The following is a 26,419-nucleotide window of genomic DNA, read 5'->3' as shown; positions in this document are numbered from 1 at the left end:
AAAGATGAAGATTTACCTACTTTTACTAACTATGACGTGCCTAACTGCTACGGCACAGCAGCAGGCTCCAATGGTATTGGAGTACAACAAACCAGCTACATTTTTCGAAGAATCGCTACCTATTGGTAACGGTAAGTTAGGTGCCCTGATTTATGGCGGCACCGACGACAACGTGATTTATCTGAACGACATTACACTGTGGACAGGCAAACCCGTGGATCGCAACCTGGATGCCGATGCCCACAAATGGATACCTGAGATACGCAAGGCGCTGTTTAACGAGAACTATGCGCTGGCCGACTCGCTGCAGCTGCACGTGCAGGGTCCTAACTCGCAGCACTACCAACCATTGGGCACACTGCATATCAAGGATTTAGGTCTGGGCGAGATTAAGCACTACCGCCGCACGCTGGATATCGACTCGGCGATTGTTCGCGACAGTTATGAACGCGACGGCCGCCGCATCACCCGCGAGTACTTTGCCTCGAATCCTGATAAGCTGATAGCTATCCGCCTGCGTGGCAACATCAACTGCCAGATAGCACTCACAGCCCAGGTTCCCCATCAGGTAAAGAGCGGCTTAGGACAGCTTACCATGACTGGTCATGCTACAGGCGATGCACAAGAGAGTACACACTTCTGCACCATCATGAGCGTAAAGACCGATGGCGAGATGGCTGCCAGCGACTCATCGCTCACCATCACCAAGGCCAAGGAGGCCATTATCTACATTGTAAACGAAACTAGCTTTAACGGGTTCGACAAGCACCCTGTACACGAGGGTGCCAACTACCTGGAGGCTGTAACCAACGACCTGTGGCACACACAGAACATGACATTCGACGAGTTCTATGCCCGCCACCTGGCCGATTATAAGACCATCTACGACCGCGTAAAAATCTGTCTGAACAAGGGCGGTCGCAATCCTAAGGACCTGCCTGGTGCCAAGGATCGCCGCATGACCGACGAGCTGCTGCTTGACTATACCAACGGCAACGACCAGACACCTTACCTGGAGGAGCTTTACTTCCAGTTCGGCCGCTATCTGCTTATCTCAGCCTCGCGTACCAAGAATGTGCCTGCCAACCTGCAGGGCTTGTGGGCACCACAGCTGTGGTCGCCTTGGCGTGGTAACTATACGGTAAACATCAACTTGGAGGAGAACTACTGGCCTGCCTTTGTGGCTAACATGGCCGAGATGGCAGAACCACTGGATGGCTTTATTGCCGGACTGGCAGCCAATGGTAAGTACACCGCCAGGAACTACTATAACATTCAGGAGGGCTGGTGCTCGAGTCACAACAGCGACATCTGGGCAATGACCAACCCTGTGGGCGAGAAGAACGAGAGTCCTGAGTGGAGTAACTGGAACCTGGGTGGTGCCTGGCTGGTAAACACCCTGTGGGAGCGCTACCAGTTTACACAGGACAAGGCTTACCTGAAGAATGTGGCCTATCCGCTGATGAAGGGTGCTACCCAGTTCTGCCTGCGTTGGCTCATCGACAACCCCAAACAGCCAGGCGAGCTGATTACAGCGCCCAGCACATCGCCCGAGAACGAATACAAGACCGATAAGGGTTATCACGGCACTACCTGCTACGGTGGTACAGCCGATCTGGCCATCATCCGCGAGCTGTTTATCAACACCATTGCTGCAGGCAAGGTGCTCGGACTGAGAAATAAGGAGATGGAGCAGACCTTGGCTAAGCTGCACCCCTACACCATCGGTCACATGGGCGACCTGAACGAGTGGTACTACGATTGGGACGACTGGGATTTCCAGCATCGCCATCAAAGTCACCTCATCGGTCTCTACCCAGGCAATCATCTGACGGACGCCACCTTGCAGAAGGCTGCCGAGCGCTCGTTGGAGATTAAGGGCGACAAGACCACCGGTTGGAGCACAGGCTGGCGTATTAACCTGTGGGCCCGTCTGCACAACCCCAAGCAGGCTTACCACATCTACCAGAAGTTGCTCACACCTATTGCCCCACGCGGTTCGCGTAAGGAGGATTGGAAGGCATGGCACAAGGGCGGCGGTACCTACCCCAACCTGTTTGATGCGCATCCACCCTTCCAAATTGATGGTAACTTTGGCGGCACAGCCGGTGTATGCGAGATGCTGATGCAAAGCTCAATGGTTGATGGTAACTGTTCAATCGAGCTGTTGCCCGCTTGCCCAAAACAGTGGCAGGATGGCGCTATCAGCGGTCTGTGCGCTCGTGGTGGTTACGAGGTAAGCTTCGAGTGGAAGGATGGCAAGGTGCGTGCTTGTAGCATCAAAGCCAAGAAAGCTGGTACACTTACGCTTATATATAACGGTCAGCAGAAGAAGGTAAAACTGAAGGCTGGCGAGACACAAAACATAAAAACATGGTAAAAGCTAAAAAGCAAATACTGATACAGGACACTGAGTTTGGGAAGGCCAAGCACTGGGAAGGATCAGTTTGTTTGGACGACGACCTGCTGTTATCCGACCAGATAAACAAGGCCCCCATGCCTAGCGATCCGCGTAAAATGAACTTTATTCTGATTGGTCTTTGTACCAAAGGCCATATCAGTTACCGTATGGACACCGAAGAACTGGTGGTGCATGCCGGCGAAATGCTGGTGGTAAGCGAACGCCACGTCATTGATGGGTACAAGTGCTCTAATGACATGGAGGGATTGTGCATCATGATGAGTGTTGATTTCTTCCACGAAATCATCAAGAGCGTACACGATGTAAGCTCGCTGTTTGTTTTTGCCCGCATGCAGCCTGTGATGAAGCTGGAGGCCGACGAAATCGCCACCTTCACAGAATACTTCCAGTTCATCAAGCAGAAAATCAGCGACAATCACAACCACTTCCGCAAAGACCTGATCCGCACACTGATGCTGGCCATGTTCTACGATGTGGGTAACATCATCTACAGGGTGAAGAATTTCGACGAGTCGCTGCTGCGCTCTGAGAAGGTATTTACACGATTTCTGAAGATGGTTGAGGAGAACTGTAAACGCGAACGCCGTGTTAGCTGGTATGCCCAGCAACTAAACATCACACCCAAATACCTGTCGACAGCCGTTAAGCGCATCAGTGGTCGCACAGCAGTAGAGTGGATTGAGAATTATGTAACCATGGAGTTGCGCGTGCTGCTAAAGAACAGCACCAAATCCATCAAGGAGATAACCGAAGAGTTGAACTTTCCCAACCAGAGTTTCCTGGGCAAGTACTTTAAGGAACACGTGGGCATGACGCCCTCGGCCTATCGCAAATCATAGGTAGCCCTGCTCCTTCAGCTCGCTCACGGTATCAAGCAACTCCTGATACCAAGCCTCGCCGAAACGACGGATCAACGGATCGCGCAGGAACTGATAGAGATACAGATTCTCCTGAATACCCTTGGCAATGGCCATCTTACAAACGTTCCAGCGGTTGTAGTTCAAGCCCGTCAAACCACCGCCAAGCAGCTTTTCGCGGATAGGATACAAAGCACAGCTAATAGGCTTGCAGAAGTGGGTACGTCCTGCTCTGTAAGCCTTTTCTAATGCACACAAGCAACAGTTCTTAATGGGCAGATGGGTGTTCCAGTCCTCAATGTCGCCGTAATAGGTAAACACACAATCTTTTCCTCCTACAATACTTGTTACCAGGTCGCCCTCCTGATCGGTATAGGCCACGCCCTGCTTGTCGATAACAGCCTGTGCCGATGCCGAGAGGTCGTCCCACACGTCATCCACGCATGCTTCGATGGCAGCTATTTCGTCCATCGTTACAGGGGCACCAGCATCGCCTTCAACACAGCACTCGCCTTTGCAAACGCTCAGGTCGCAACAAAACTTCTCCGTCAGTATTTCCGACGAGAGCAACACATCACCTACTTGTATAATTGGGGGTAATTGATTCATCTATTTACCATTGAATGGAGGTTTGGCCGTTCTGCTCTAAATAAGCATTACAGCGCGAGAATTGGTGCTGACCGAACCAGCCACCACGATTAGCACTCAGTGGCGATGGGTGTACGCTCTCAAGCACCAGATTGTTCTGCTTGTCAATCATATACGCTTTTGAGCGGGCATAGCCACCCCAGAGCATATATACCAGATGCTGGCGGTTCTTGGCCAACGCCTGTATAGCCGCATCGGTAAACTTCTGCCACCCTAAGGCCGAATGACTGTTAGCCTGATGAGCACGAACGGTAAGCGATGCATTAAGCAGCAGCACGCCCTGCTCGGCCCAGCGGGTAAGATTGCCTGATGTGGGGATTGGCGTACCAAGGTCGGCCTGAATCTCCTTAAAAATGTTCTGCAGTGAGGGCGGGAACTGGATACCGTCCTGAACCGAGAAACTCAGTCCGTGGGCCTGTCCTGGCTCGTGATAAGGATCCTGACCGATAATCACCACCTTCACCTTGTCGAACGGACACAGGTTAAAGGCATTGAATATCAGTTTGCCTGGCGGATAGCACGTATAATGCTGATACTCTGCACGAACAGAATTGGTGAGCCCAACAAAGTAGTCTTTGTCGAACTCACCAAGTAAATGCTGTTTCCAGCTTTGTTCTATCTGAACATCCATTATTTATTAATCGCAAATAAGGTTCTCACCAGTCATGTCTGCAGGCTGCTCCAGACCCATGATGTGCAGGATTGAAGGAGCTACGTCGGCCAGACGTCCGTCCTTAACTGTAGCCGAGTTGTTGTTGGTTACATAGATGAAAGGAACGGGGTTCAGTGAGTGAGCGGTATTTGGAGTACCATCGGCGTTGATAGCGTTATCGGCATTACCGTGGTCGGCAATGATGATAGCCTCGTAATCGTTAGCCTTAGCAGCCTCGATTACATCCTTCACGCAGTTGTCAACAGCCCAAACAGCCTTGGCAATAGCGTTGTAGATACCAGTGTGACCTACCATATCACCGTTGGCAAAGTTTACAACGATAAAGTCGTACTTAGCCTCGTTGATAGCAGCCACCAGCTTATCCTTTACCTCGAAAGCACTCATCTCTGGCTTCAGGTCGTAGGTAGCAACCTTTGGACTTGGAACCAGAATACGATCCTCGCCCTCGTATGGCTGCTCGCGACCACCGTTGAAGAAGAATGTTACGTGAGCATACTTCTCGGTCTCGGCAGTATGCAGCTGCTTCTTACCCTGCTTGCTCAGGTACTCGCCCAGTGTATTCTCAACGTTCTCCTTGGGGAACAGGATGTTCACACCCTTGAAGTTAGCGTCGTATGGAGTCATGCAGTAGTACTGCAGTCCAGGGATAGTCTTCATGCCCTGCTCTGGCATATCCTCCTGAGTCAGTGCGATAGTCATCTCCTTAGCACGGTCGTTACGGAAGTTGATGAAGATTACAACATCACCCTCTTCGATGCAACCGTTAACAGCGGCATTGTGGATTGGCTTTACGAACTCGTCGGTAACGCCCTCGTCGTAGCTCTCCTGCATTGCAGCAACCATATCGGTACTCTGCTTACCAGTGCCCTTAACAATCAGGTCGTAACCCTCTTTTACACGCTCCCAGCGCTTATCGCGGTCCATAGCGTAGAAACGACCTACGATTGATGCAATAGCAGCATCGTTATCGGCACAAACCTTGCTAATCTGCTCGATAAAGCCCTTACCGCTCTTGGGGTCGGTATCACGACCGTCCATGAAACAGTGTACGAAAGTCTGGTTCTTCAGTCCGTAAGCCTTACCAATCTCAATGAGCTTGAACAGGTGATCGAGTGAAGAGTGTACACCACCGTCAGATGTCAATCCCATCAGGTGCAGCTTCTTGTTGTTCTCCTTGGCGTAGGTGTAAGCAGCCTTAACCTGAGGATTCTCCATGATAGAGCCGTCCTTGCAGGCACGGTTAATCTTTACCAGGTCCTGATAAACAATGCGACCTGCACCGATATTCAGGTGTCCCACCTCTGAGTTACCCATCTGTCCGTCGGGCAGACCTACATCCTCACCAGATGCCTGAAGCTGAGAGTGAGCCGAAGTAGCTGTTAACAGATCGAGGTAAGGAGTTGGAGTGTTGAAAATAACATCACCCTTACCATGCTTACCGATTCCCCATCCATCGAGAATCATCAATAATGCTTTCTTTGCCATAATCTTATATCTATTTTTAAACGAACGTTCTTTAAATCGCGTGCAAAGTTACGAAAAAAAACAAACATAGCCGCATTACGCATCCATGTTTATTGATAAAAAAACAAAAAACTCTGTATATCAATACGTTCGGTTCGCAAAAAACAATTATCTTTGCAACATCAAGTTAACAATTTTTCTTTTTGTATATATGAGAACAAAAGTTTTGCTGGCCGCTTTGTTTGCGGCCGTTTGCTGCACCCAGATGGCAGCACAACCATTTGCCAAAGAGAACTTTCCTGAGGGATCGTACTCGCCAGTAACCAACGTCAACCGTAACAGCTATCCACGTGTGCTTAAGGATGCTAGCGTGATGTTTCGCGTTAATGCCCCTGAGGCCCAGAAGGTACAGATTGACCTGTGCGGCACCAAGTACGACATGACACGCGACGAGCGTGGTACGTGGCGTGTAACCACCAAGCCCCAAGTGCCAGGATTCCACTATTATTTTCTGCTGATTGACGGTGTATCGGTAGCCGATCCCGCCAGTCAGACGTTCTACGGCTGCAGCCGATGGTCGAGCGCCATCGAGATAAAAGAGGATGGCTGTGCCGACTTCGAAGTGCAGGATGTGCCACGCGGCGAGGTGCGCACCGTTTACTACTATTCAAAGGTAGACGAAACCTATCGCCCCCTGATGATCTACACCCCGGCAGGCTATAACGAGAGCACTCAGCAGTACCCCGTGGTTTACATTCAGCATGGTGGTGGCGAGGACCATCGCGGCTGGATGGAGCAAGGCCGAACGGCACAGATTATGGACAATCTGATTGCTGCAGGTAAGGCCGTTCCGATGATTGTGGTTAGTGCCAACAGCAACGTGCAGGCACGCAGCGGCGGCTTTGGTGGCGGCTACAGCTGGCAGGGCATGCAGAACTTCCGCAACGAGCTGATTGACAACGTGATACCTTTTGTTGAAAAGAACTACCGTGCCAAGCCCGAACGCAAGTATCGCGCCATGTGCGGTCTGTCGATGGGTGGCGGTCAGTCGTTCTATATCGGCCTGCGTTCACCCGAGGTATTTGCCAATGTAGGTGTGTTCTCAACAGGCATGTTCGGCGGCATCCAAGGTGCCTCAAACTTCGACTTAGAGAAAGAAGTACCAGGCATGCTATCCGATGTACAGGGCTTTAACAAGAATCTCGATGTGTTCTTCATCACCTGCGGCGAGCAAGATCCACGCATCAGCCACACCCGCAACATCGTAAAAAAGATGCAGGATGCAGGCATCCAGGTACGCTTTGCCGCCTACCCTGGCGACCACGAATGGCAGCCCTGGCGAAAATCACTCCACCAATTCGCCCAGTATCTGTTCAAGTAATCCATAAAAAGTTTGCGGGTTACAAATACTTTTGTTACCTTTGCAGCCGATTGAATTACTTGAATTAAAGAGATTAACAAAAACAATGAATTATGCAACAAGAACTTTTTCTGTTCTGATGAGTCGTATTTGGCTTATCGCAGTGTTAATGTGTGGATTTACGGTAGTTTCATGCTCGGGCGACGACAATGGCCAGAAGCATGATGGCAAGTATATTGTGACCAACCCAGTTGAAATCATCGGTATGACCTATGCCACGCTTTCGGGCGAGTATTATTCCGACAACCTGCCCCAAGCGTATGCTAACGGCATGCCCATGCAGTTTGGTGTAGAGCTTTCAACATCACCACGCTTCGAGGCCAACAACAGCCTGTCGGGCTATGTCGACGAGTTGCAGGGCAGCCACTTTGTGGCCACAGCCTTTGGACTTATTCCTGGCACCCAGTACTACGTCCGTACATTTTTAGAGTTTGGCGCCGAACGCCTTTATGGCGAAACACAGCCTTTCGTTACACTGCCCATGGAGTTGATTTTAAGTGCCGAAGAGGTTAGTGGTGTAAGCTACGACAAGGCAAACGTTGACGTTAAATTCAGCAACACATCAGCCTTACCATCACAATACGATAATGTCATGTACGGCGTGCTGTATTCTACTGAAAAAGACCTGCTCGACAGCAAACAAGTCATGCTGAACAACAACGATTTTGAGCAAGGCTTATTGCTGTTCACATCGGCTACCGCAGGCGTTTCCAGCCAGAAACTTGTTCTCGACAAACTAAAATCGAACACCACGTATTATTATTGCGCCTGCGTGCTTTGCGGCGATCAGCTTGCATGTAAACTGGGCCCCGTAAAGAGTTTTACCACAGGCAATCGCGACGGACTGATGACCATCGACAACATCGATGCTAAGTTTATTTACGCCGAATTGACGGGCACCACGCATCTCATAGAGACAGGACTGGAATACAAGCTGTTTTACCATGAGGTTGGCGACAGCTGGATACTGACTGAAGATATGAAGAAGAATGGCAATAAACTGTCGCTAGTGCTGGATGCCATCACCTATGGTCGCAGCTACGAGTGCTGGATTGGGGCCATCAAGAATGGTTATACGGTAGCCGAGAGTGAGAAACATGTATTTAAAACCGATAATCCCGCCGACCATATCCTGCCAGGCGAGGCTACCAATATTACCTCTACTTCGGCCACCATCACCTGCTTCATGGATGCCGAGGGTTTTGACAGCGAGCAGTGGGCGTCAGTGTACTACGGTAAGGACAAGAACAACCTGATAAACCTGACTACCGCCCCCAGGGTAGGCAACCAGTTTGTGCTTACACTCTCCAAACTGCAGCCTAACACCACCTATTATTACAGCTTCTCGGCCCTTTGCACCCTGCGATTTGGTTACGCCGATTGGTTTAAATCTTCAGTTAAGAGTTTTACCACATTACCAGAATAAAAACAACGTATGGCAAGTAATGCAGATTTTGTACAATATATCGCCGACCAGTGTAACGGTGCAGGCGAGATTGTAGCCAAGAAGATGTTTGGCGACTACGGCATCTATTGCGATGGCAAGATATTCGGTTTGATTTGCGACGACCACTTTTATCTGAAGCCCACCGATGCCGTACGTGAGATGCTGCGCACCATCGATATGCGCCCACCCTACCCCGGTGCCAAGCCCTACTTCTACATCGCCGATGTAGACGATCACGGCTACCTATCCGCCCTGGTCAAAGAAACCTGCAAACATCTCCCTGAGCCAAAGCCCAAGAAGAAGAAATAAAAAAGCCGCCGACGCATCTTTTTCGAGATACATCGGCGGTTACTATTTTACGCCTGTATAAGCCTTACTTTTCGTCGATTCCCCTTTGATTTTACGGCAAAGTGGAGCCAATAGCCGCCCCTGGGCGAATACTCTAACAGCAGCTCGTCAAAGTCTTCTCTCGACTGATCGCTGACATCGAGCAGGATGGTGGCATATCGGATAAGTTGCTCCATGCCAGCCACGCGGATATCGGCTGCACAGCCAGTAAGATGGTTACTGGTAGCCACACCTCCAATCACATTATTAACCGCCTCCGAACGGAATCCACAGTTGATGATAATGGGGTCATTACCCTCTCCATATCGTCGGTTCCACTCACTTCGCAGCATCTCCAGCCAACTGCAAAGGCGCTTCAGGTTCTCAACTTGTACCTCATTAGGCACATTCTTGTACTTCACACTTGTTTTGCACATCTCACCAAGAGTCCCAGCCAAGCACTGGCGGTAATACCGGAGGCAATACCGGCGGCGGCAACCAGGGTGGCGGTAACGAACCCATCGGAGACTAAGGGTTGGGGCGCAAGCCCCGCCCTACTCATTAAACATTAAAGATTCTTGCGTCCCTTCGGTAGCAAGCGCCACCCTACGGAATGTCGAGCGAAACATGAAACATTATGAGTAAGAAGGAGACATTGAAGTTTATTGTGCAGTTGATAGCATCGATTGCTACAGCGATAGCAACGGCACTGGGCACCACCAGCTGCATGGGCCACGGACCATTCTAAGGATGGTTTAGCCCCAACCACAAGAGGACCGACATTCACAACGAATGCCATTCCTCTCGCTTCTAATTCATAATAACATATTTGATAAACACCAGTATCAGCATCATGAAGGAAAAGGCGAAAGCCCAATATTTACTGGCGCACTTAAGCAATGCGGTCGAAAAATGCATCTGCTCGTTGGATGTGGCATACTTAATTAAGACAACTGCCATAGTGAACAACAATGCTACATAGAATGCGCTGCCTACCATATAGCCCCACCCCATAAACTGGAGGTTACTAAGCATATTGAGGAATGGCACACTAAGGAATACGCATGCCATAATAATCGATTGTTTATCCGTTGCTTTCATCATTTTATATCTCTTATTTATTGATTGACGGTGCAAAGATAACTACTTTCGATGGCAAAAAGGGTTAACCGAACGTTATTTTTTTGTTAAATACAAAAAAAGTCCCAACCTTCCGATTGGGACTTAAGCGCTTCAGGATGGGCTTGAACCAACGACCCCCTGATTAACAGTCAGGTGCTCTAACCAACTGAGCTACTGAAGCAGGTATTGCTGTTAAGCGGGTGCAAAAGTACGAGGATTTTTTGAAACTACCAAACTTTTTTGGAAAAAAATGACTATAAACCTTAATTTTTTTCATTTTTCAGACAAAAATGCACGTTTTTCGCCGTAAATCTTGTAATTTTGCAGCCATAAACATTAATTATATAGGATGATGAAGAAACGATTAATGATAGCTCTTTGCGCGATGGCCCTATCCACCACCGCCACAATGGCCCAGAAAACCAGCGACCATAACTTTGAGGTGGCTAAGCAGCTGGATATACTGAACCACGTATATAAGAATCTGGACCTGCTGTATGTGGATACGCTGAACCCCAAGGAAACGGTGGGCACAGCCATTAACGCCATGTTGCGCAGTCTTGACCCCTATACCGAATACTACGCACAGGACGAAACCAAGAACCTGCGACAGATGCTTACGGGTAAGTATGCGGGTATAGGCGCCGTGGTGCGCAAACACCAGAAACTGGACCGTGTGGTGATTGACGAGCCATACGAGAACATGCCTGCCGCCGAGGCCGGACTGAAGAAGGGCGACATCATACTGAGTATCGACGACTCGATGATGATATCGAAAGAGGTGGGCTACGTGAGCAGTCATCTGCGTGGCGAGCCTGGCACTACCTTTGTACTGAAGGCCATGCGCCCCAGCACGGGTAAGCTAATGAACTTTAAGATTACACGTCGCAACATCAAACTTCCCGAACTGCCCTACTACGGTGTAAAGGATGGCGTGGGCTACATCGTGCTGAACCAGTTTACCGAAGGATGCGCCAAGGAGGTGCGTCGTGCATTCGTGGATTTGAAGAAACAGGGTGCCACATCGCTGATATTCGACCTGCGCGGCAATGGCGGCGGATCGGAGCAGGAAGCAGTGGACATTCTGAACATCTGGTTGGCAAAAGGCGTAAAGGTAGTTGAGAACCGTGGAAAACTGCGCCAGGCCAGCAAGGGATACGAAACACGCGTAGAGCCTGTTGACACCGTGATGCCGATGGTGGTACTGGTAAACGGAGAGACTGCATCGGCCAGTGAGATTACCAGCGGCGCGCTGCAGGATCTGGATCGCGCCATTATATTAGGTACGCGTACGTATGGTAAAGGATTGGTGCAGATACCTATCGACCTGCCTTACAATACCAACATGAAGGTAACCACCTCGAAATACTACATTCCCAGCGGACGCTGCATTCAGGCTTACAACTACAAGCGCGGCATGGGCTATCAGGAGCATATACCCGACTCGCTCACCAAGGTGTTCTACACCCGCAACGGCCGCGAGGTGCGCGATGGCGGTGGTATTATGCCCGATGTAGAACTGAAGGGCGACACCATACCTAACATTGCCTTCTACCTGAGCGCCAGCGGTCAGGACAGTACCGAGGTGATGTTCGACTACGTGGTGGATTACATTGCCAAACACCCGCAGATAGCACCTGCTACCGAGTTCCACATCAGCGATGCCGACTGGCAGGAGTTCAAGGCCCGCGTAATCAAGAGCGGCTTTACTTACGACCCAGTGAGCAAGAAGCAGTTGGCCGAACTGGTAAAGACCGCCAAGTTTGAGGGCTACTACGATGATGCCAAGCAGACTTTTGATGAGCTGGAGAAGCAGCTGAACCACAACGTAGCTACCGACCTGGATAAACACGAGAAGGTGCTGCGACAGGTGCTGGAGACTGATATCATTGCCGCCTACTACTACCAGCGCGGCACCATAGAGGCCGCCCTGGCCTACGACAAACAGGTGAAAGAGGCTATACGCCTGCTGAAGAATCAGGAGGAGTACAAGAAAATACTGCAGCCCAAGAAGCCCAAGCAGACTGCCCAGCTGATACAGCTGCAGAAGAAATCGCCCGTAAATATCACCAAAAACGCCCCTAAACGAATGATTTTTAGTGATTTAGCATAAAAAAGTGTGGAAAAATTTGGAGGATTGCAGAATTATTCGTAATTTTGCACCCGTTCAGCGGAATGAGAGGCTCGAAAGAGTCTCTCATTTCACATTTTAATAACTGATAGATGATAAATAAAGAGATTATTCAGACATTGACGGAAGAGTGGTTGCAGGGCAACGAGTACTTCCTGGTTGACATCAACTTTGCAGCTGATGACAGAATTGTGATTGAGATTGACCATGCCGATGGTGTATGGATTGAAGATTGTGCAGCATTGAGCCGATTCCTGCAGGAGCGCCTGGGCGAGGAACTCGGAGAATACGAACTGGAAGTGGGCAGCGCCGGCTTAGGTCAGCCTTTCAAGGTAGCCCAGCAATACATGAACCACATTGGCGACACCCTTGAGGTGCTGCAAGCCGATGGTAAGAAGGTGCAGGGCGTGCTGAAGACAGTAGATGCCCCAAGCTTCACCATTACCGTACAGGAAAAGCAGAAGATTGAAGGCAAGAAGCGCCCCGTGCTGGTAGATGTAGATAAAACCTACCAAATGGACGAGATTAAGTACGCCAAGTACGTATTAGCCTTTAAGTAAAATGCAGAGAATGCAAAATGTAATAATGTAAAAATCAAAAAAACAATATAAGAATGGCAGTAAAAAAAGAAGAGAAGGGCCCCTCAATGATTGAGACCTTCCAGGAATTCAAGGAAACCAAGAACATCGATCGTACCACACTGGTGAGCGTACTGGAGGAAAGCTTCCGCAACGTTATCGCTAAGATTTTTGGTTCGGACGAGAATTTTGACGTGATTGTAAACCCCGACAAGGGCGACTTTGAGATTCACCGTAACCGCGTGGTAGTACCCGATGGCGAGGTGATGGATGAGAACAAGGAGATTGAGCTGAGCGAGGCTCAGAAGATTGAGCCCGACTACGAGGTTGGCGAGGAAGTATCAGAGGAGGTACAGTTCGCTAAGTTTGGTCGCCGTGCCATTCTGAACCTACGTCAGACTCTGGCCTCTAAGATTCTGGAGCTCGAGCACGACTCACTCTACCAGAAGTACAAGGATAAGGTCCACCAGGTAGTTAGCGGTGAAGTTTACCAGATTTGGAAGCGCGAGGTACTGCTGATTGACGACGAGGGTAACGAGTTGCACTTGCCTAAGCAGGAGCAGATTCCTGGCGACAACTACCACAAGGGCGAGACCGTACGTGCCGTAGTAAAGGAGGTACAGAACGAGAACAACAACCCTCGTATCATCCTCTCTCGTACAAGCCCTGTATTCCTGGAGCGCTTGCTCGAGGCTGAGGTTCCTGAGATTCAGGACGGTCTGATTACCATCAAGCGTGTGGCCCGTATCCCTGGCGACCGTGCCAAGGTGGCTGTTGAGAGCTACGACGACCGTATCGATCCAGTAGGAGCCTGCGTAGGTGTTAAGGGTAGCCGTGTACACGGTATCGTTCGCGAGCTGTGCAACGAGAATATCGACGTGATCAACTACTCAGCCAACACCCAGCTGTTTATCCAGCGTGCACTTAGCCCAGCTAAGATTTCGAGCATCAACCTGGATCAGGAGAACCACAAGGCAGAGGTTTATCTGCAGCCCGAGGAGGTATCGCTGGCCATCGGTCGTGGCGGTATGAACATCAAGCTGGCCTCTATGCTTACTGAGTACACCATCGACGTATTCCGCGTACTGAACGAGGGCGAGGCCGATGAGGATATCTACCTGGATGAGTTCTCTGACGAGATCGACCAATGGGTTATCGATGCCATCAAAGCTATCGGACTGGATACAGCTAAGGCTGTACTCAATGCTCCACGTGAAATGTTGATTGAGAAGGCCGACCTGGAGGAAGAGACCGTCGACCAGCTGCTGGATGTACTCCGCGCGGAGTTTGAGTAAGAATTGAAAATTAGAAAACTGAAAAATTGAAGTTTAATGGGTGTAAGATTAAATAAAGTATTAACAGAATTGAATATCGGACTTCAGACAGCCGTTGACTATCTGAAGAAGAAGAACCTGGGCGAAATCAACGACGCCACAATGAACACCAAGATTAGCGATGAGCAGTACAACGCGCTGGTTAAGGAGTTTAAGGGCGACAAGGATGTGAAGAACCAGGCCGCAATGATATTCCCCAAAAAGGAGAAGAAAGCTAAGCCCGACTTTAAATCTGAAACCGTTGAGGTTAAGGATGAAATCAAGCAGACTTTCACTCCATTAGGAAAGATTGACCTGAGCAACGTGGGCAAGCCCGCCAAGCGTCAGGAGGAAAAGCCACAGGCAGCAGCACCCGCTGAGCCTAAGGCCGAGCCCAAATCCGAGCCAAAGCCAGAGCCAAAAACAGAGGTGAAGCCTGAGCCAAAGCCCGAGGTGAAAGCCGAAGTAAAACCCGAACCCAAGCCCGAGGTGAAGCCTGAGCCAAAGCCAGAGCCCAAAGCCGAGGTTAAGCCTGAGCCAAAACCCGAGGTAAAAGCTGAGCCCAAGCAGGAGGAGAAGTCTGCCGCTACCGAGCAGAAGAACATCTTCACGCTGAAGAGCGAGAAAAAGATGGCTCCAAACTTTAACGTGGTAGGTAAGATCGACCTCGACTCGCTGAACCAGAGCACTCGTCCAAAGAAGAAGTCGAAGGAGGAGCGCCGCAAAGAGCGCGAGGAAAAGCAGGCTCAGATGCACGGCGAGAAGAAGAAGCGCGAGCGCATTCACGGTGGCAAGGAGCGTGTTGACATCGAGGCTGCAGCCAGTCAGGACAACCGTAATGGCGGCAACCAGAACAACAATAAGAAAAACAAGGGTGGCAACCAGAACTTCCAGGATGGAAACAACGGTGGCGGCAAGAAGAACAAGAAGAACCGCCCCATCCAGAAGCCACTGGAGGTTGATGACGAGGCAGTAGCACGTCAGGTTAAGGAAACACTGGCTCGCCTGACTTCGAAGAACCAGAATAAGAAGGGTGCCAAGTACCGTCGTGAGAAGCGTGATGCCGTAGCAGAGCGCATGAACGAGGAGATGGCAGCCGAGGCAGCACAGAGTAAGATTCTGAAACTTACCGAGTTTGTAACCGTATCAGAACTTGCCACCATGATGAACGTTGGTGTGAACCAGGTTATCGGTACTTGTATGAGCATCGGTATCATGGTATCTATCAACCAGCGTCTGGATGCTGAGACCATCAACATCGTAGCCGAGGAGTTCGGTTTCACTACCGAATATGTCTCTGCTGAAGTACAGAACGCCATTACAGAGGAGGAGGACGATGAGAACGATCTGATCTCTCGCGCTCCAATCGTAACAGTGATGGGACACGTTGACCACGGTAAGACATCGCTGCTCGACCATATCCGCAACACCAACGTGATTGCCGGTGAGGCCGGTGGTATTACACAGCACATCGGTGCTTACAATGTGAAGCTGAAGGATGGCCGACAGATTACCTTCCTGGATACCCCAGGACACGAGGCATTTACCGCCATGCGTGCACGTGGTGCCCAGGTAACCGATATCGCCATCATCATCGTAGCAGCTGATGACTCGGTGATGCCTACCACCAAGGAGGCCATCGCCCACGCACAGGCTGCCAACGTACCAATGGTATTCGCTATCAACAAGATTGATAAACCAGGCGCTAACCCCGATAAGATTCGTGAGGACCTGGCCAACATGAACCTGCTGGTTGAGGAATGGGGCGGTAAGTACCAGTGCCAGGAGATTAGTGCAAAGAAGGGTATCGGCGTTGACGAGCTGCTGGAGAAGGTATTGCTCGAGGCCGAGATGCTCGACCTGAAGGCTAATCCTAACCGTAAGGCAACTGGTAGTATTATCGAGAGTTCGCTCGACAAGGGTCGTGGATATGTATCTACAGTACTCGTATCAAACGGTACACTGAAGGTAGGCGACGTGGTAATTGCAGGTACAGCCTGGGGTAAGGTAAAGGCTATGTTCAATGAGCGTAACCAGCGCATTGAAAAGGCCGGTCCTGCCGAACCAGCTATCATCCTCGGTTTGAATGGTGCTCCTACTGCAGGTGACTCGTTCCACGTCATGGAGAGTGAGCAGGAGGCCCGCGAGATTGCCAACAAGCGTATTCAGCTGCAGCGCGAGCAGAGCCTGCGTACCACCACCAAGCTTGGTCTGGATGAGCTGTCGCATCGTATTGCTCTGGGTGAGTTCCACGAGTTGAACATTATCGTTAAGGGTGATACCGACGGTAGTATCGAGGCCCTCTCTGATTCGTTCATCAAGCTCTCTACCGAGAAGGTTCAGGTGAACGTAATCAACAAGGCTGTGGGTCAGATTTCGGAGAACGACGTTATGCTGGCTTCGGCTTCAGAGGCTATCATCATCGGATTCCAGGTACGTCCTTCTGCCGATGCCCGTAAGGCTGCCGACCGCGAGGGTGTTGAAATCAATACCTACTCTATCATCTACGATGCTATCGACGATGTGAAGCAGACCATGCAGGGTATGCTTGATAAGGTTAAGAAGGAGATTCTGGCTGGTGAGATCGAGGTTAAGCAGGTATTCAAAATCTCGAAGGTTGGTACTGTTGCCGGTGGTCTGGTTACCAGTGGTAAGGTACACAACAAGGACAAGGCCCGCGTTATCCGCGATGGTATCGTCATCCACACCGCTCCTATCGATGCCCTGAAGCGTTACAAGGACGATGCCAAGGAGGTTGCAAGCGGACTGGAGTGTGGTATCTCACTGGTTAACTTCAACGATATCCAGGTAGGCGATATCATCGAGACCTTCACAGAGATTGAGGTAGAACAGAAACTGTAATAATGTCAGATAATAAGAATGAATTTGTACGTCAGGTAGCTGAACAAAAATACGAGTTTGGTTTCACTACCGACGTACATACTGAAATAATCGAGAAAGGGCTGAACGAGGATATCGTTCGGCTCATCTCTGCTAAGAAAGGGGAGCCCGAGTGGATGCTTGAGTTCCGCCTGAAGGCGTTCCGCTACTGGAAAGAGCAGCAGGAACCTAAGTGGGGCCATGTGCATGTGCCAGAGATTGACTATCAAGCCATTAGCTACTATGCCGACCCACTGGCTAAGAAGCCCGAAGGCGACGGCAAGATTGACCCAGAGCTAGAGAAAACCTTTGATAAGTTAGGTATCCCCCTTGAAGAGCGCCTGGCCTTGAGTGGTAACACCGCTGTAGATGCTATCATGGATAGCGTATCGGTAAAGACCACCTTTAAGGAGAAGCTGCGCGAAAAGGGTGTTATCTTCTGCTCGATTGGCGAGGCCATCAAGGAGCACGGCGATCTGGTGCGTCAGTACTTAGGCACAGTTGTACCTTACAAGGACAACTTCTTTGCAGCACTCAACTCGGCTGTGTTCAGCGATGGTTCGTTTGTTTATATTCCCAAGGGTGTTCGCTGCCCCATGGAGCTCAGCTCTTACTTCCGCATCAATGCCCGCAACACGGGTCAGTTTGAGCGTACACTGATTATTGCCGACGACGATGCCTACGTATCGTACCTGGAGGGATGTACAGCTCCTATGCGCGACGAGAACCAGTTGCATGCCGCCATCGTTGAGATTATCGTGATGAACCGTGCCGAGGTAAAATACTCTACTGTTCAGAACTGGTATCCTGGCGACGAGAACGGTAAGGGCGGTGTACTGAATTTGGTAACCAAGCGTGGCGATCTGCGTGGCGTTGACAGTAAGTTGTCGTGGACACAGGTTGAAACGGGTAGTGCCATCACCTGGAAGTACCCATCGTGCATTCTGCGCGGCGATAACTCTGTGGCTGAATTCTACTCAGTAGCTGTTACTAACAACTATCAGGAGGCCGATACAGGTACCAAGATGATACACATCGGTAAGAACACCAAGAGTACCATCATCTCAAAGGGTATCTCAGCTGGTCACTCGCAGAACTCGTATCGCGGATTGGTGCGTGCAGCATCAACTGCCGACAACGCCCGTAACTACTCAAGCTGCGACTCGCTGCTCTTAGGATCGGATTGTGGCGCACATACCTTCCCCTATATGGATGTGCACAACGATACAGCCGTATTTGAGCACGAGGCTACCACCTCGAAGATTTCGGAAGACCAGCTCTTCTATTGCAACCAGCGCGGTATTCCCACCGAGCAAGCCGTAGGACTTATTGTTAACGGTTATGCCAAGGAGGTTCTGCAGAAGTTGCCTATGGAGTTTGCCGTTGAGGCACAGAAACTATTATCAGTATCATTAGAAGGAACTGTTGGATAAATAAAAACGATATGCTTCAGAAATTATTTGGATTTGATGCCTCCACAATGACTTTGCGCAAGGAGGTTATTGGTGGTATTACCACCTTCTTAACAATGGCTTACATCTTAGCCGTAAACCCAAGCATCCTCTCGGCAACCGGTATGGATGCAGGGGCAGTGTTTACCACCACATGTATCGCAGCTGTTGTAGGTACGTTGGTTATGGCCATCTATGCAAAATTGCCTTTTGCCTTGGCACCTGGTATGGGTTTGAATGCATTCTTTGCGTTCACCGTAGTGCTTACCATGGGCTACACCTGGCAGTTTGCACTTACGGCTGTGTTGATCGAGGGATTAATTTTCATCCTGCTCACCGTTACAGGCCTGCGCAAACACATTGTTAACGCCATACCATTGGTATTGCGACGAGCCATCAGTCCAGGTATTGGATTGTTTATCGCTTTTGTAGGATTGAAGGGTGCTGGTATCGTAGCTTCATCAGAATCTACATTCATCACCTTAGGTAATCTGCACGATCCTGCTGTGCTGCTAGCAATATTCGGCATTCTGCTTACTGCCGCCCTGCTGGTACGCAAGGTAACAGGCTCGCTGCTGATTGGTATTCTGATAACCACCATCGTAGGTACCCCTCTGGGTGTTACCAACTACACAGGTGTGATGTCGGTTCCACCATCAATCAGCCCCATCTTCTGGCAGTTTGAGTGGCACAACATTCTGACCGTAGATATGGTGGTAGTGGTACTCACCTTCCTTTTTATCGATATGTTCGACACCATCGGTACCCTGATTGGTGTATCAAACCGTGCCGGCATGGTTGATGATAACGGTAACGTGAAGAACCTGAACCAGGCCTTTATGGCTGATGCCATCGGTACCACCGTTGGTGCTATGCTGGGTACTTCAACAGTAACTACTTATGTAGAGAGCGCTTCGGGTGTGAACGTGGGTGGCCGCTCTGGTCTTACCAGCTTTACTACCGCCATCTGCTTTGCAGTAGCATTGCTCTTTGCGCCCCTGTTCCTGGCCATCCCAGCACAGGCCACAGCCGCCGCACTGATTCTGGTTGGTGTGATGATGATGCACGACATCCGCAAGGTTGACTTCAGCGATTATGTTACAGCCATCCCTTGCTTTGTATGTATCGTGATGATGCCACTTACTTACAGTATCTCTGATGGTATCCTGATGGGTGTTATCTCGTATGTACTCATCCATCTGCTGTCGGGCACACTCAAAGATAAGGACGAGCGTAACAACATTAACTGGGCCACTATCCTGCTGGCCGCACTGTTTATCTGTCGCTACGCCTTCCTTTAATTGTAAAATAGAAAATTGTCAAATAGTCAAATACATTAATGTTAGAGGTTAAGAACTTACACGCCAAGATTGGCGATAAAGAGATACTAAAAGGCATCGACCTCGTGATTAACGATGGCGAGACACATGCCATCATGGGTCCTAACGGTTCAGGAAAATCTACCCTGAGCGCCGTACTGGTGGGTAACCCACTTTACGAGGTGACCGAGGGCGAGGCTTTCTTCAACGGTAAGAACCTGCTGGAGATGAAGCCTGAGGACCGTGCCCACGAGGGGTTGTTCCTCTCGTTCCAGTATCCCGTTGAGATTCCAGGTGTATCGATGACCAACTTTATGAAGGCTGCCATCAACGAGAAGCGCAAGTATCAGGGACTGGAGCCCATGAACGCTGCCGAATTCCTGAAACTGCAGCGCGAGAAACGTAAGATTGTTGAGCTCGACTCGAAGCTGGCTAACCGCTCGGTTAACGAGGGTTTCAGCGGTGGTGAGAAGAAACGCAACGAGATTTTCCAGATGGCTATGCTGGAGCCCAAACTGAGCATTCTCGACGAGACCGACTCTGGTCTTGACGTAGATGCCATGCGTATTGTGGCAGAGGGTGTAAACAAACTGCAGACACCTGAGACATCGTGCATCGTTATCACCCACTACGACCGTCTGCTCGAAATGATCAAGCCCCAGTTTGTACACGTGCTGTACAAGGGTAGAATCGTGAAGACTGGCGGTCCAGAGCTGGCTGTACAGATTCAGGAGCACGGCTACGATTGGATTAAGGAAGAAATAGGCGAGGAATAATGAATAGCAAACAACAATATATTGACCTCTATCAGCAGGCACGCGAGATGATTATCAAGCATGCCCCAGAGTCGATGAACGTGGTGCGCGACCAGGCCTTTGAGGACTTCCGTAAGCAGGGATTCCCCTCAAAAAAAGTGGAGCGATACAAGTACACCGATATGCAGAAGCTGTTTGAGCCCGACTACGGTGTGAACCTGAATCGCCTGCAGATACCTGTGGATCCCTACGAGGCTTTCCATTGCGACGTGCCCAACCTGAGCACAAGCCTGTACTTTGTGGTAAACGATATGTTCTACCACGACGACAAGCAGAAGGGGCACTTACCTGAGGGCGTTGTAATCGGCTCTATGCGCGATTACCCTGAGCTGGTTAGCAAGTACTACACCAAGCTAGCTAAGACTGGTGAGGATTCCGTTACAGCACTCAACACCATGCTGGCACAGGATGGATTGCTGGTTTACGTGCCCAAGAACGTGAAGGTGGATCGCGCCATTCAGGTGATTAACATCCTGAAGGCAACACCACAGAACGCTCAGCATGTAGTGACCGACCTGATGGTGAACCGTCGTGTGCTGATTGTACTCGAAGAGAGTGCCGAAATTAAAATGCTGTTCTGCGATCATGCTGCCGACGACCGTAACTTCCTGGCCACACAGGTTATCGAGGCTTACGTAGGCGAGAATGCATCGTTAGACCTCTATTGCATGGAGGAGACGCATCATAAGAATGTACGCGTAAGCAACGTATATATCGACCAGCAGGCCAACAGTCGTGTAAACCACAACGTCATCACCCTACATAATGGAATTACCCGTAACAAGCTCGACCTGACCTTCAGTGGCGAGGGTGCCGAGTGCCAATGCTATGGCTGTGTGATTGCCGACAAGCAGCAACACGTAGATAACAACACGCTGATAGTTCACAAGGTGCCTCACTGCAACTCGCAGGAGCTGTACAAATATGTACTCGACGAGAAGGCTACAGGTGCTTTTGCCGGTCGTGTGCTGGTTGAGCATGGTGCTCAGAAAACCACCTCGCAGATGACCAATCAGAACCTCACTGCCACCAAAGAGGCACGCATGTACACCCAGCCCATGCTGGAGATTTATGCCGACGACGTGAAGTGTGCCCACGGTTCTACCGTTGGACAGCTGAACGATGCCGCCCTGTTCTACATGCGCCAGCGAGGCATTTCATTGCAGGAGGCTAAGGTACTGCTGCAGAATGCCTTTATCAACGAGGTTATCGACCACATGCAGTTAGAGCCACTGCGCGATCGTCTGCACTACCTGGTAGAGAAGCGATTCCGTGGCGAACTGAACAAATGTTCAGGCTGCAAACTATGCAAATAAAAATATCAAAGTTCAATGTTTAATATAGAAAAGGTACGCGAGGATTTCCCTATCCTGGGTCGCGAGGTATATAAAAAGCCGTTGGTTTATCTGGATAACGCGGCTACCACACAGAAGCCATTGATGGTGCTCGACGCTATGCGCGACGAGTATCTCAACGTGAATGCCAACGTGCATCGTGGTGTACACTACCTGTCGCAACAGGCTACCGACCTGCACGAGGCGGCGCGCGAGGCAGTTCGTGGATTCATCAATGCCCGCAAGATAGAGGAGATTATTTTTACGCGTGGTACTACCGAGGCCATTAACCTGGTGGCCAGCTCGTTCTGCGAAAGCCAGATGCAGGCCGGCGACGAGGTGATTGTAACCGAGATGGAGCACCACTCAAACATCGTATCGTGGCAGTTACAGGCCATGAAGCGTGGCATTGTGGTAAAGCACATCCCCATTACCGACGATGGTATCTTGTGTATCGATCAGCTGGAGCAGCTGATTACTGCCAAGACCAAGATCGTGAGCGTGGCCCACGTAAGCAACGTGCTGGGAACGGTAAATCCTGTAGAGCAGATTATCAAGATAGCCCACGCCCACAACATCCCTGTGCTGGTGGATGGTGCCCAGAGTGCGCCCCACTTCAAGGTAGATGTACAGGCAATGGATTGCGACTTCTTTGCTTTCAGCGGACATAAGATGTACGGACCAACCGGCATCGGTGTGCTGTATGGAAAGGAAGAGTGGCTGGAGAAGTTGCCTCCCTATCAGGGTGGCGGCGAGATGATTGACAAGGTGACTTGGGAGAAGACCACCTTTGAGCGCCTGCCATTCAAGTTCGAGGCTGGCACACCCGACTATGTGGCTACCCACGGACTGGCTAAGGCCATCGAATATATCGATGCTATCGGCTTTGATGCCATCCAGCTGGACGAGCAGGAACTCACCCGTTACTGCATGGAGCAGCTGATGACCATCGACGGCATGAAGATCTACGGTCCGATGGATGCATCGAAGAAGGATGCTGTAGTATCGTTCAACGTTGGCGATATCCACCACTTGGATATGGGTACCCTACTCGACCGTCTGGGCATTGCTGTTCGTACCGGTCATCATTGTGCACAGCCATTGATGGACCGTTTGGGCATCTCAGGCACCGTTCGTGCCTCATTCGCACTTTATAACACAAAAGAAGAGATTGATACCCTTATAGCGGGCATCCGTCGTGTGTCACAAATGTTCTAACAGCCCCACTAAAGGCTGTTAGAACATATAGTCATATTGTCGATATTCGGCATCCAGGCATCTGCATTATACAGTTGGATACGGTTTGAGCCAGCCTTTAGTTTGAGGGTAAGCTCAAACTCCTGGAAATGATTCCAGTCATTGGTATTCACACTTACAGTACCAACTGTCTCACCATTCACTTCCACGTTGAATGAACGTTTTTCCTGAGAACCTGCACGGAACTTTACCACATATTTACCGCCTTTCTTCACATACACATCTCTCCACTCTAAATAGTTACTGCGACGGTGACCTAACCAACCTGCAAACATACGACCGCTGGCACCATCGCCTGGTAGATAGATAGCTGTACCCAAGGCTTCATGATTAGCCACCTGCTGATAATCGTGCAGAAAAGCAGTCTCAGCCTCATAAACGCGGCGCTCAAGGCGCTTCTCGCCCTTCAGGCGATAGATACGTGTGGCATGGGCTGGAACCTGAACTGTAAGCGAGTTCTGCATCTTACCTAACTCCTTATGCTCGAACAAGTCGCGCACAGACACCTTTCCACCTAACTCCAGTTCGCTGAAATCAACACACATCTCTACAGGCTTATCTGAAGGGTTGTAGAGCGCTACTGCGCGGGTGTTACCATGCAGTTTCAGCAAGTCTTTAACCAATACATAAGTTTCACCAATATGCTGAATCACATAGGCTTGCAAATGAAGTAGATCCTGATTCAAGGCAATCAGCTCTTTGTTCTTGAGCAACTCCAAGGCACGCTCATTAATAGTAGCCATATTGCAACCGATCAGTAGCGGACTTGCCATGATACACCACAAGCCAAAATGAGTTTTGTCTTCTTCTGCTGTCAGCGAGCGTCCTACCTCCAACATGTCCATATCATTATAGGTATCATTATAGCAATAGGCCGACATATAGAGGTTCTCGTTTACCAAGTCCTTTACCGACTGCCAACTCTCGTGGATATCACCCGTGGTACGCCAAGAGTTTGCGGCATAGTGGCACCAATCGCCTGGATAGCGCCAACGGCAAATGTTAAACACAACATCGCGACCGGTATTCTTAATGGCGTTTGAGATACGCGTATATTGCTCTTGCTCATTAAGACTCAGATGATTACCACCACAATAATCTACCTTAATAAAATCGAACTCCAACTCCTTGAAGTAGAAATCAGCATCCACTTGTTCATAACCATACAAACCTACATTTGTATTCCTCACATCACCATTACTGATACTACCACAAGTAAGGTCACCGGCATCACTATAGATTCCAGCTTTGAGTCCTTTCGAATGGATATAGTCACTCACCACTTTCAACCCGTTAGGAAATCGCTCAGGATGTATGCATACCTTACCTTCTGGCGTACGACCGTACTGAAATCCATCATCGATATTAATGTATTGATAACCAACGGCCTTCAATCCTTGGTTCACCATCGCATCGGCTTGACCTTTAATGATGTCTTCAGAGATGTTTACTGCGAAAGTATTCCATGAACTCCACCCCATTGTAGGGCCCTTCTTCTTACTTGCTGATGCTACAATCGCAAAGGCGACAACAAGTGTTGATAATAGTATTCGTTTCATTTTTGATGTTAGTTTTAATTTGATTTTATGCAGCAAAATTACATAACTACTGGCAAATACTTTGATAACTTATGAATTGTATAAGGTATTATTATCTGATGACGGCATAGGTTTCCTGATAATCAACTACTTACTAATATGCTTGCGTTACAACTGTATAACATAATTATTTTGTATCTTTGTTGCTTTTATCGAGGAGAATTAGTACCTTTGCAGCCAAAATAAAGATCATTATGTTAGCAAGTCATTATTACAAAGGTAAGATAGAGGCAGGTTGCGACGAGGCTGGGCGTGGCTGTCTGGCAGGTAGTGTGTATGCTGCAGCTGTCATACTGCCAGAAGGTTATCAGAACGAGTTGCTCAACGACTCCAAACAACTGTCGGAGAAGAAGCGCTATCAGCTGCGAGAGATGATTGAGCGCGACGCTGTAGCGTGGGCTGTAGGCATTGTTACACCTGAAGAGATAGATAAAATCAATATTCTGAATGCTTCTATCTTGGCGATGCACCGCGCACTCGACCAACTGAAGGTACGTCCAGAGGCTATCATCGTTGATGGCAACCGTTTTAAGCCCTATAAAGAGCCTGCTAACGGCGAAACACTCCCCCACACTACCATAGTCAAGGGTGACGGTAAATATCTCGCCATAGCAGCTGCCAGCATTCTGGCCAAGACTTATCGCGACGACTATATGAACCAGCTGGCTGAGGAATACCCTCAATACGACTGGCACTCGAACAAGGGCTACCCCACCAAGAAGCATCGCGAGGCCATCAAGCAGCACGGCATTACGCCCTATCATCGCAAAAGCTACAACCTGCTGGGCGATGGACAGCTGAGCATCGACTTTGGTGAGTTCTAACGCTCACCACCAAATCAACTATAAAAATACTACAATGAGAAAACTGTTTATGGCTTTGCTGGCCGCCATTTCTATCAGTGCCAGCGCACAGATTCAGGAGCCCGAGGCTCCACAGTTAGAGTTTGCTTTGCAGCTGAAGGTGACCCTTGGCGAAGCTTATGGTATCGACAACACGCAGCACGGACGCCGCACCGTTATCCCCATTACAGGTGGTACCTTTGAGGGTAAGGGTCTGAAGGGAACCATTGTGAACGGTGGTGCCGACTACCAGCTGAATGCCGAAGGACGTACAGAGCTGGAGGCTATCTACTGTATCAAGACCGATGATGGTATCTACATCCACGTTCGTAACCGTGGTATCATTGCCAACGGCAAGGATGCCGATGGCAAGCCCAGCTTCTATTTCCGCGCAGCACCCCAATTCGAGGCGCCTGCCGACAGCAAATACGGCTGGCTGAACAATTCGCTGTTTGTTTGCGCACCTTCGTTCTCAAGCGATTTCAAGGGCATTGTGCTCAACGTGTGGCGCATTAAATAGG

The 26,419-nt window shown here is 49.8% G+C and carries 23 protein-coding genes and 1 tRNA gene; 17 read left to right on the top strand and 7 right to left on the bottom strand.

Going from position 1 to position 26,419, the window contains the following annotated elements:
- Window positions 1-4 precede the first annotated feature (4 nt).
- Both T500_RS0101045 and T500_RS0101040 read left to right on the top strand, forming a co-directional pair.
- A complete protein-coding gene (locus tag T500_RS0101045) occupies window positions 5-2,380 on the top strand; it encodes a glycosyl hydrolase family 95 catalytic domain-containing protein (protein ID WP_028906578.1) in 2,376 nt (791 codons plus the stop codon).
- Window positions 2,374-3,261 (top strand): AraC family transcriptional regulator, encoded by an 888-nt coding sequence (locus T500_RS0101040; protein WP_028906577.1) that lies wholly within the window; start codon window positions 2,374-2,376, stop codon window positions 3,259-3,261. The genes T500_RS0101045 and T500_RS0101040 overlap by 7 nt, the downstream gene beginning before the upstream one ends.
- Here T500_RS0101040 and T500_RS0101035 read toward each other — a convergent pair.
- Genes T500_RS0101035 through gpmI form a run of 3 tightly spaced genes read right to left on the bottom strand, consistent with a single transcriptional unit; the run spans window position 3,256 to window position 6,085 of the window.
- Window positions 3,256-3,888, bottom strand: coding sequence for a DUF3109 family protein (locus tag T500_RS0101035; protein ID WP_028906576.1), 633 nt, complete (start codon window positions 3,886-3,888; stop codon window positions 3,256-3,258). The two genes, T500_RS0101040 and T500_RS0101035, sit on opposite strands and share 6 nt — an antisense overlap.
- A gap of 4 nt (window positions 3,889-3,892) precedes the next feature.
- Window positions 3,893-4,558, bottom strand: coding sequence for a uracil-DNA glycosylase (locus T500_RS0101030; RefSeq protein WP_028906575.1), 666 nt, complete (start codon window positions 4,556-4,558; stop codon window positions 3,893-3,895).
- A 6-nt stretch (window positions 4,559-4,564) separates the two neighbouring features.
- Window positions 4,565-6,085, bottom strand: coding sequence for a 2,3-bisphosphoglycerate-independent phosphoglycerate mutase (gpmI, locus tag T500_RS0101025; RefSeq protein ID WP_028906574.1), 1,521 nt, complete (start codon window positions 6,083-6,085; stop codon window positions 4,565-4,567).
- Between the two features lie 190 nt (window positions 6,086-6,275).
- Between gpmI and T500_RS0101020 the strand changes: the two genes are divergently transcribed.
- From T500_RS0101020 to T500_RS0101010, 3 genes are all read left to right on the top strand, one after another.
- Complete coding sequence (locus tag T500_RS0101020; protein ID WP_036908109.1) at window positions 6,276-7,445, top strand: alpha/beta hydrolase-fold protein; 1,170 nt, start codon at window positions 6,276-6,278, stop codon at window positions 7,443-7,445.
- Between the two features lie 118 nt (window positions 7,446-7,563).
- Window positions 7,564-8,910 (top strand): fibronectin type III domain-containing protein, encoded by a 1,347-nt coding sequence (locus T500_RS0101015; protein WP_028906572.1) that lies wholly within the window; start codon window positions 7,564-7,566, stop codon window positions 8,908-8,910.
- A gap of 9 nt (window positions 8,911-8,919) precedes the next feature.
- Window positions 8,920-9,240 carry a TfoX/Sxy family protein gene (locus tag T500_RS0101010; protein ID WP_028906571.1) on the top strand — a complete coding sequence of 107 codons (321 nt, stop codon included), beginning with the start codon at window positions 8,920-8,922 and terminating at the stop codon, window positions 9,238-9,240.
- 47 nt (window positions 9,241-9,287) lie between these two features.
- Here T500_RS0101010 and T500_RS16200 read toward each other — a convergent pair whose 3' ends face one another.
- Window positions 9,288-9,680, bottom strand: coding sequence for a D-Ala-D-Ala carboxypeptidase family metallohydrolase (locus tag T500_RS16200; RefSeq protein WP_230580809.1), 393 nt, complete (start codon window positions 9,678-9,680; stop codon window positions 9,288-9,290).
- A 215-nt stretch (window positions 9,681-9,895) separates the two neighbouring features.
- Between T500_RS16200 and T500_RS16790 the strand changes: the two genes are divergently transcribed.
- Complete coding sequence (locus tag T500_RS16790) at window positions 9,896-10,006, top strand: smalltalk protein (RefSeq protein WP_155267379.1); 111 nt, start codon at window positions 9,896-9,898, stop codon at window positions 10,004-10,006.
- A gap of 62 nt (window positions 10,007-10,068) precedes the next feature.
- Here the strand turns inward: T500_RS16790 and T500_RS0101000 are convergent, their stop codons facing one another.
- Both T500_RS0101000 and T500_RS0100995 read right to left on the bottom strand, forming a co-directional pair.
- Window positions 10,069-10,329, bottom strand: a complete 261-nt coding sequence (locus T500_RS0101000; protein ID WP_155267378.1) for a hypothetical protein — start codon at window positions 10,327-10,329, stop codon at window positions 10,069-10,071.
- 158 nt (window positions 10,330-10,487) lie between these two features.
- Window positions 10,488-10,561 (bottom strand) — tRNA-Asn (locus tag T500_RS0100995).
- A 171-nt stretch (window positions 10,562-10,732) separates the two neighbouring features.
- On the opposite strand from T500_RS0100995, the gene T500_RS0100990 reads away from it, so the two are divergent.
- The 9 genes from T500_RS0100990 (at window position 10,733) to T500_RS0100950 (ending at window position 23,419) form a co-directional block, all read left to right on the top strand.
- Window positions 10,733-12,493, top strand: coding sequence for a S41 family peptidase (locus T500_RS0100990; RefSeq protein ID WP_051611818.1), 1,761 nt, complete (start codon window positions 10,733-10,735; stop codon window positions 12,491-12,493).
- Between the two features lie 110 nt (window positions 12,494-12,603).
- The gene (rimP, locus tag T500_RS0100985) at window positions 12,604-13,071 is read left to right on the top strand and encodes a ribosome assembly cofactor RimP (RefSeq protein ID WP_028906568.1); all 468 of its coding nucleotides are present in this window, start codon (window positions 12,604-12,606) and stop codon (window positions 13,069-13,071) included.
- Window positions 13,072-13,124: 53 nt separating this feature from the next.
- Window positions 13,125-14,384 carry a transcription termination factor NusA gene (gene nusA, locus T500_RS0100980; RefSeq protein WP_028906567.1) on the top strand — a complete coding sequence of 420 codons (1,260 nt, stop codon included), beginning with the start codon at window positions 13,125-13,127 and terminating at the stop codon, window positions 14,382-14,384.
- 36 nt (window positions 14,385-14,420) lie between these two features.
- Entirely contained in the window at window positions 14,421-17,264 is a 2,844-nt protein-coding gene (gene infB / locus T500_RS0100975; RefSeq protein ID WP_028906566.1) for a translation initiation factor IF-2, read from the top strand.
- Between the two features lie 2 nt (window positions 17,265-17,266).
- A complete protein-coding gene (gene sufB, locus T500_RS0100970) occupies window positions 17,267-18,715 on the top strand; it encodes a Fe-S cluster assembly protein SufB (RefSeq protein WP_028906565.1) in 1,449 nt (482 codons plus the stop codon).
- A gap of 11 nt (window positions 18,716-18,726) precedes the next feature.
- Complete coding sequence (locus T500_RS0100965; RefSeq protein WP_028906564.1) at window positions 18,727-20,034, top strand: NCS2 family permease; 1,308 nt, start codon at window positions 18,727-18,729, stop codon at window positions 20,032-20,034.
- 38 nt (window positions 20,035-20,072) lie between these two features.
- Window positions 20,073-20,828, top strand: a complete 756-nt coding sequence (gene sufC / locus T500_RS0100960; protein ID WP_013064590.1) for a Fe-S cluster assembly ATPase SufC — start codon at window positions 20,073-20,075, stop codon at window positions 20,826-20,828.
- The gene (gene sufD, locus T500_RS0100955; RefSeq protein ID WP_028906563.1) at window positions 20,828-22,183 is read left to right on the top strand and encodes a Fe-S cluster assembly protein SufD; all 1,356 of its coding nucleotides are present in this window, start codon (window positions 20,828-20,830) and stop codon (window positions 22,181-22,183) included. The genes sufC and sufD overlap by 1 nt, the downstream gene beginning before the upstream one ends.
- Window positions 22,184-22,198: 15 nt before the next feature.
- On the top strand, window positions 22,199-23,419 hold the full coding sequence (locus tag T500_RS0100950) for an aminotransferase class V-fold PLP-dependent enzyme (protein WP_028906562.1): 1,221 nt from the start codon (window positions 22,199-22,201) through the stop codon (window positions 23,417-23,419).
- Window positions 23,420-23,427: 8 nt separating this feature from the next.
- On the opposite strand, the gene T500_RS0100945 is transcribed toward T500_RS0100950, so the two are convergent.
- Complete coding sequence (locus T500_RS0100945; RefSeq protein WP_028906561.1) at window positions 23,428-25,017, bottom strand: alpha-galactosidase D; 1,590 nt, start codon at window positions 25,015-25,017, stop codon at window positions 23,428-23,430.
- Window positions 25,018-25,250: 233 nt separating this feature from the next.
- Here T500_RS0100945 and T500_RS0100940 point away from each other — a divergent pair, with 233 nt between their 5' ends.
- The gene (locus tag T500_RS0100940; RefSeq protein ID WP_028906560.1) at window positions 25,251-25,880 is read left to right on the top strand and encodes a ribonuclease HII; all 630 of its coding nucleotides are present in this window, start codon (window positions 25,251-25,253) and stop codon (window positions 25,878-25,880) included.
- Window positions 25,881-25,914: 34 nt separating this feature from the next.
- A complete protein-coding gene (locus tag T500_RS0100935) occupies window positions 25,915-26,418 on the top strand; it encodes a DUF3237 domain-containing protein (protein WP_028906559.1) in 504 nt (167 codons plus the stop codon).
- The last annotated feature ends 1 nt before the right edge of the window (window position 26,419 follow it).

Origin of the sequence: Xylanibacter ruminicola Ga6B6 (assembly GCF_000687715.1) — a bacterium.
GTDB classification, from domain to species: Bacteria; Bacteroidota; Bacteroidia; order Bacteroidales; family Bacteroidaceae; genus Prevotella; species Prevotella ruminicola_B.
This window is presented reverse-complemented; position numbering and strand designations above follow the sequence as displayed.

What these genes read in the sequence shown, in the direction of transcription:
- sufC (WP_013064590.1), top strand. Translation starts at nt 20,073, where the DNA reads ATGTTAGAGGTTAAGAACTTACACGCCAAGATTGGCGATAAAGAGATA.
- gpmI (WP_028906574.1), bottom strand. Translation starts at nt 6,085, where the DNA reads ATGGCAAAGAAAGCATTATTGATGATTCTCGATGGATGGGGAATCGGT.
- T500_RS0101040 (WP_028906577.1), top strand. Translation starts at nt 2,374, where the DNA reads ATGGTAAAAGCTAAAAAGCAAATACTGATACAGGACACTGAGTTTGGG.
- T500_RS0101030 (WP_028906575.1), bottom strand. Translation starts at nt 4,558, where the DNA reads ATGGATGTTCAGATAGAACAAAGCTGGAAACAGCATTTACTTGGTGAG.
- sufB (WP_028906565.1), top strand. Translation starts at nt 17,267, where the DNA reads ATGTCAGATAATAAGAATGAATTTGTACGTCAGGTAGCTGAACAAAAA.
- T500_RS0101035 (WP_028906576.1), bottom strand. Translation starts at nt 3,888, where the DNA reads ATGAATCAATTACCCCCAATTATACAAGTAGGTGATGTGTTGCTCTCG.
- T500_RS0100935 (WP_028906559.1), top strand. Translation starts at nt 25,915, where the DNA reads ATGAGAAAACTGTTTATGGCTTTGCTGGCCGCCATTTCTATCAGTGCC.
- T500_RS0101000 (WP_155267378.1), bottom strand. Translation starts at nt 10,329, where the DNA reads ATGGCATGCGTATTCCTTAGTGTGCCATTCCTCAATATGCTTAGTAAC.
- T500_RS0100965 (WP_028906564.1), top strand. Translation starts at nt 18,727, where the DNA reads ATGCTTCAGAAATTATTTGGATTTGATGCCTCCACAATGACTTTGCGC.
- T500_RS0100990 (WP_051611818.1), top strand. Translation starts at nt 10,733, where the DNA reads ATGAAGAAACGATTAATGATAGCTCTTTGCGCGATGGCCCTATCCACC.
- T500_RS0101010 (WP_028906571.1), top strand. Translation starts at nt 8,920, where the DNA reads ATGGCAAGTAATGCAGATTTTGTACAATATATCGCCGACCAGTGTAAC.
- nusA (WP_028906567.1), top strand. Translation starts at nt 13,125, where the DNA reads ATGGCAGTAAAAAAAGAAGAGAAGGGCCCCTCAATGATTGAGACCTTC.
- T500_RS0100945 (WP_028906561.1), bottom strand. Translation starts at nt 25,017, where the DNA reads ATGAAACGAATACTATTATCAACACTTGTTGTCGCCTTTGCGATTGTA.
- T500_RS0100940 (WP_028906560.1), top strand. Translation starts at nt 25,251, where the DNA reads ATGTTAGCAAGTCATTATTACAAAGGTAAGATAGAGGCAGGTTGCGAC.
- T500_RS0101020 (WP_036908109.1), top strand. Translation starts at nt 6,276, where the DNA reads ATGAGAACAAAAGTTTTGCTGGCCGCTTTGTTTGCGGCCGTTTGCTGC.
- T500_RS0101015 (WP_028906572.1), top strand. Translation starts at nt 7,564, where the DNA reads ATGAGTCGTATTTGGCTTATCGCAGTGTTAATGTGTGGATTTACGGTA.
- sufD (WP_028906563.1), top strand. Translation starts at nt 20,828, where the DNA reads ATGAATAGCAAACAACAATATATTGACCTCTATCAGCAGGCACGCGAG.
- rimP (WP_028906568.1), top strand. Translation starts at nt 12,604, where the DNA reads ATGATAAATAAAGAGATTATTCAGACATTGACGGAAGAGTGGTTGCAG.
- T500_RS16790 (WP_155267379.1), top strand. Translation starts at nt 9,896, where the DNA reads ATGAGTAAGAAGGAGACATTGAAGTTTATTGTGCAGTTGATAGCATCG.
- T500_RS0101045 (WP_028906578.1), top strand. Translation starts at nt 5, where the DNA reads ATGAAGATTTACCTACTTTTACTAACTATGACGTGCCTAACTGCTACG.
- T500_RS0100950 (WP_028906562.1), top strand. Translation starts at nt 22,199, where the DNA reads ATGTTTAATATAGAAAAGGTACGCGAGGATTTCCCTATCCTGGGTCGC.
- infB (WP_028906566.1), top strand. Translation starts at nt 14,421, where the DNA reads ATGGGTGTAAGATTAAATAAAGTATTAACAGAATTGAATATCGGACTT.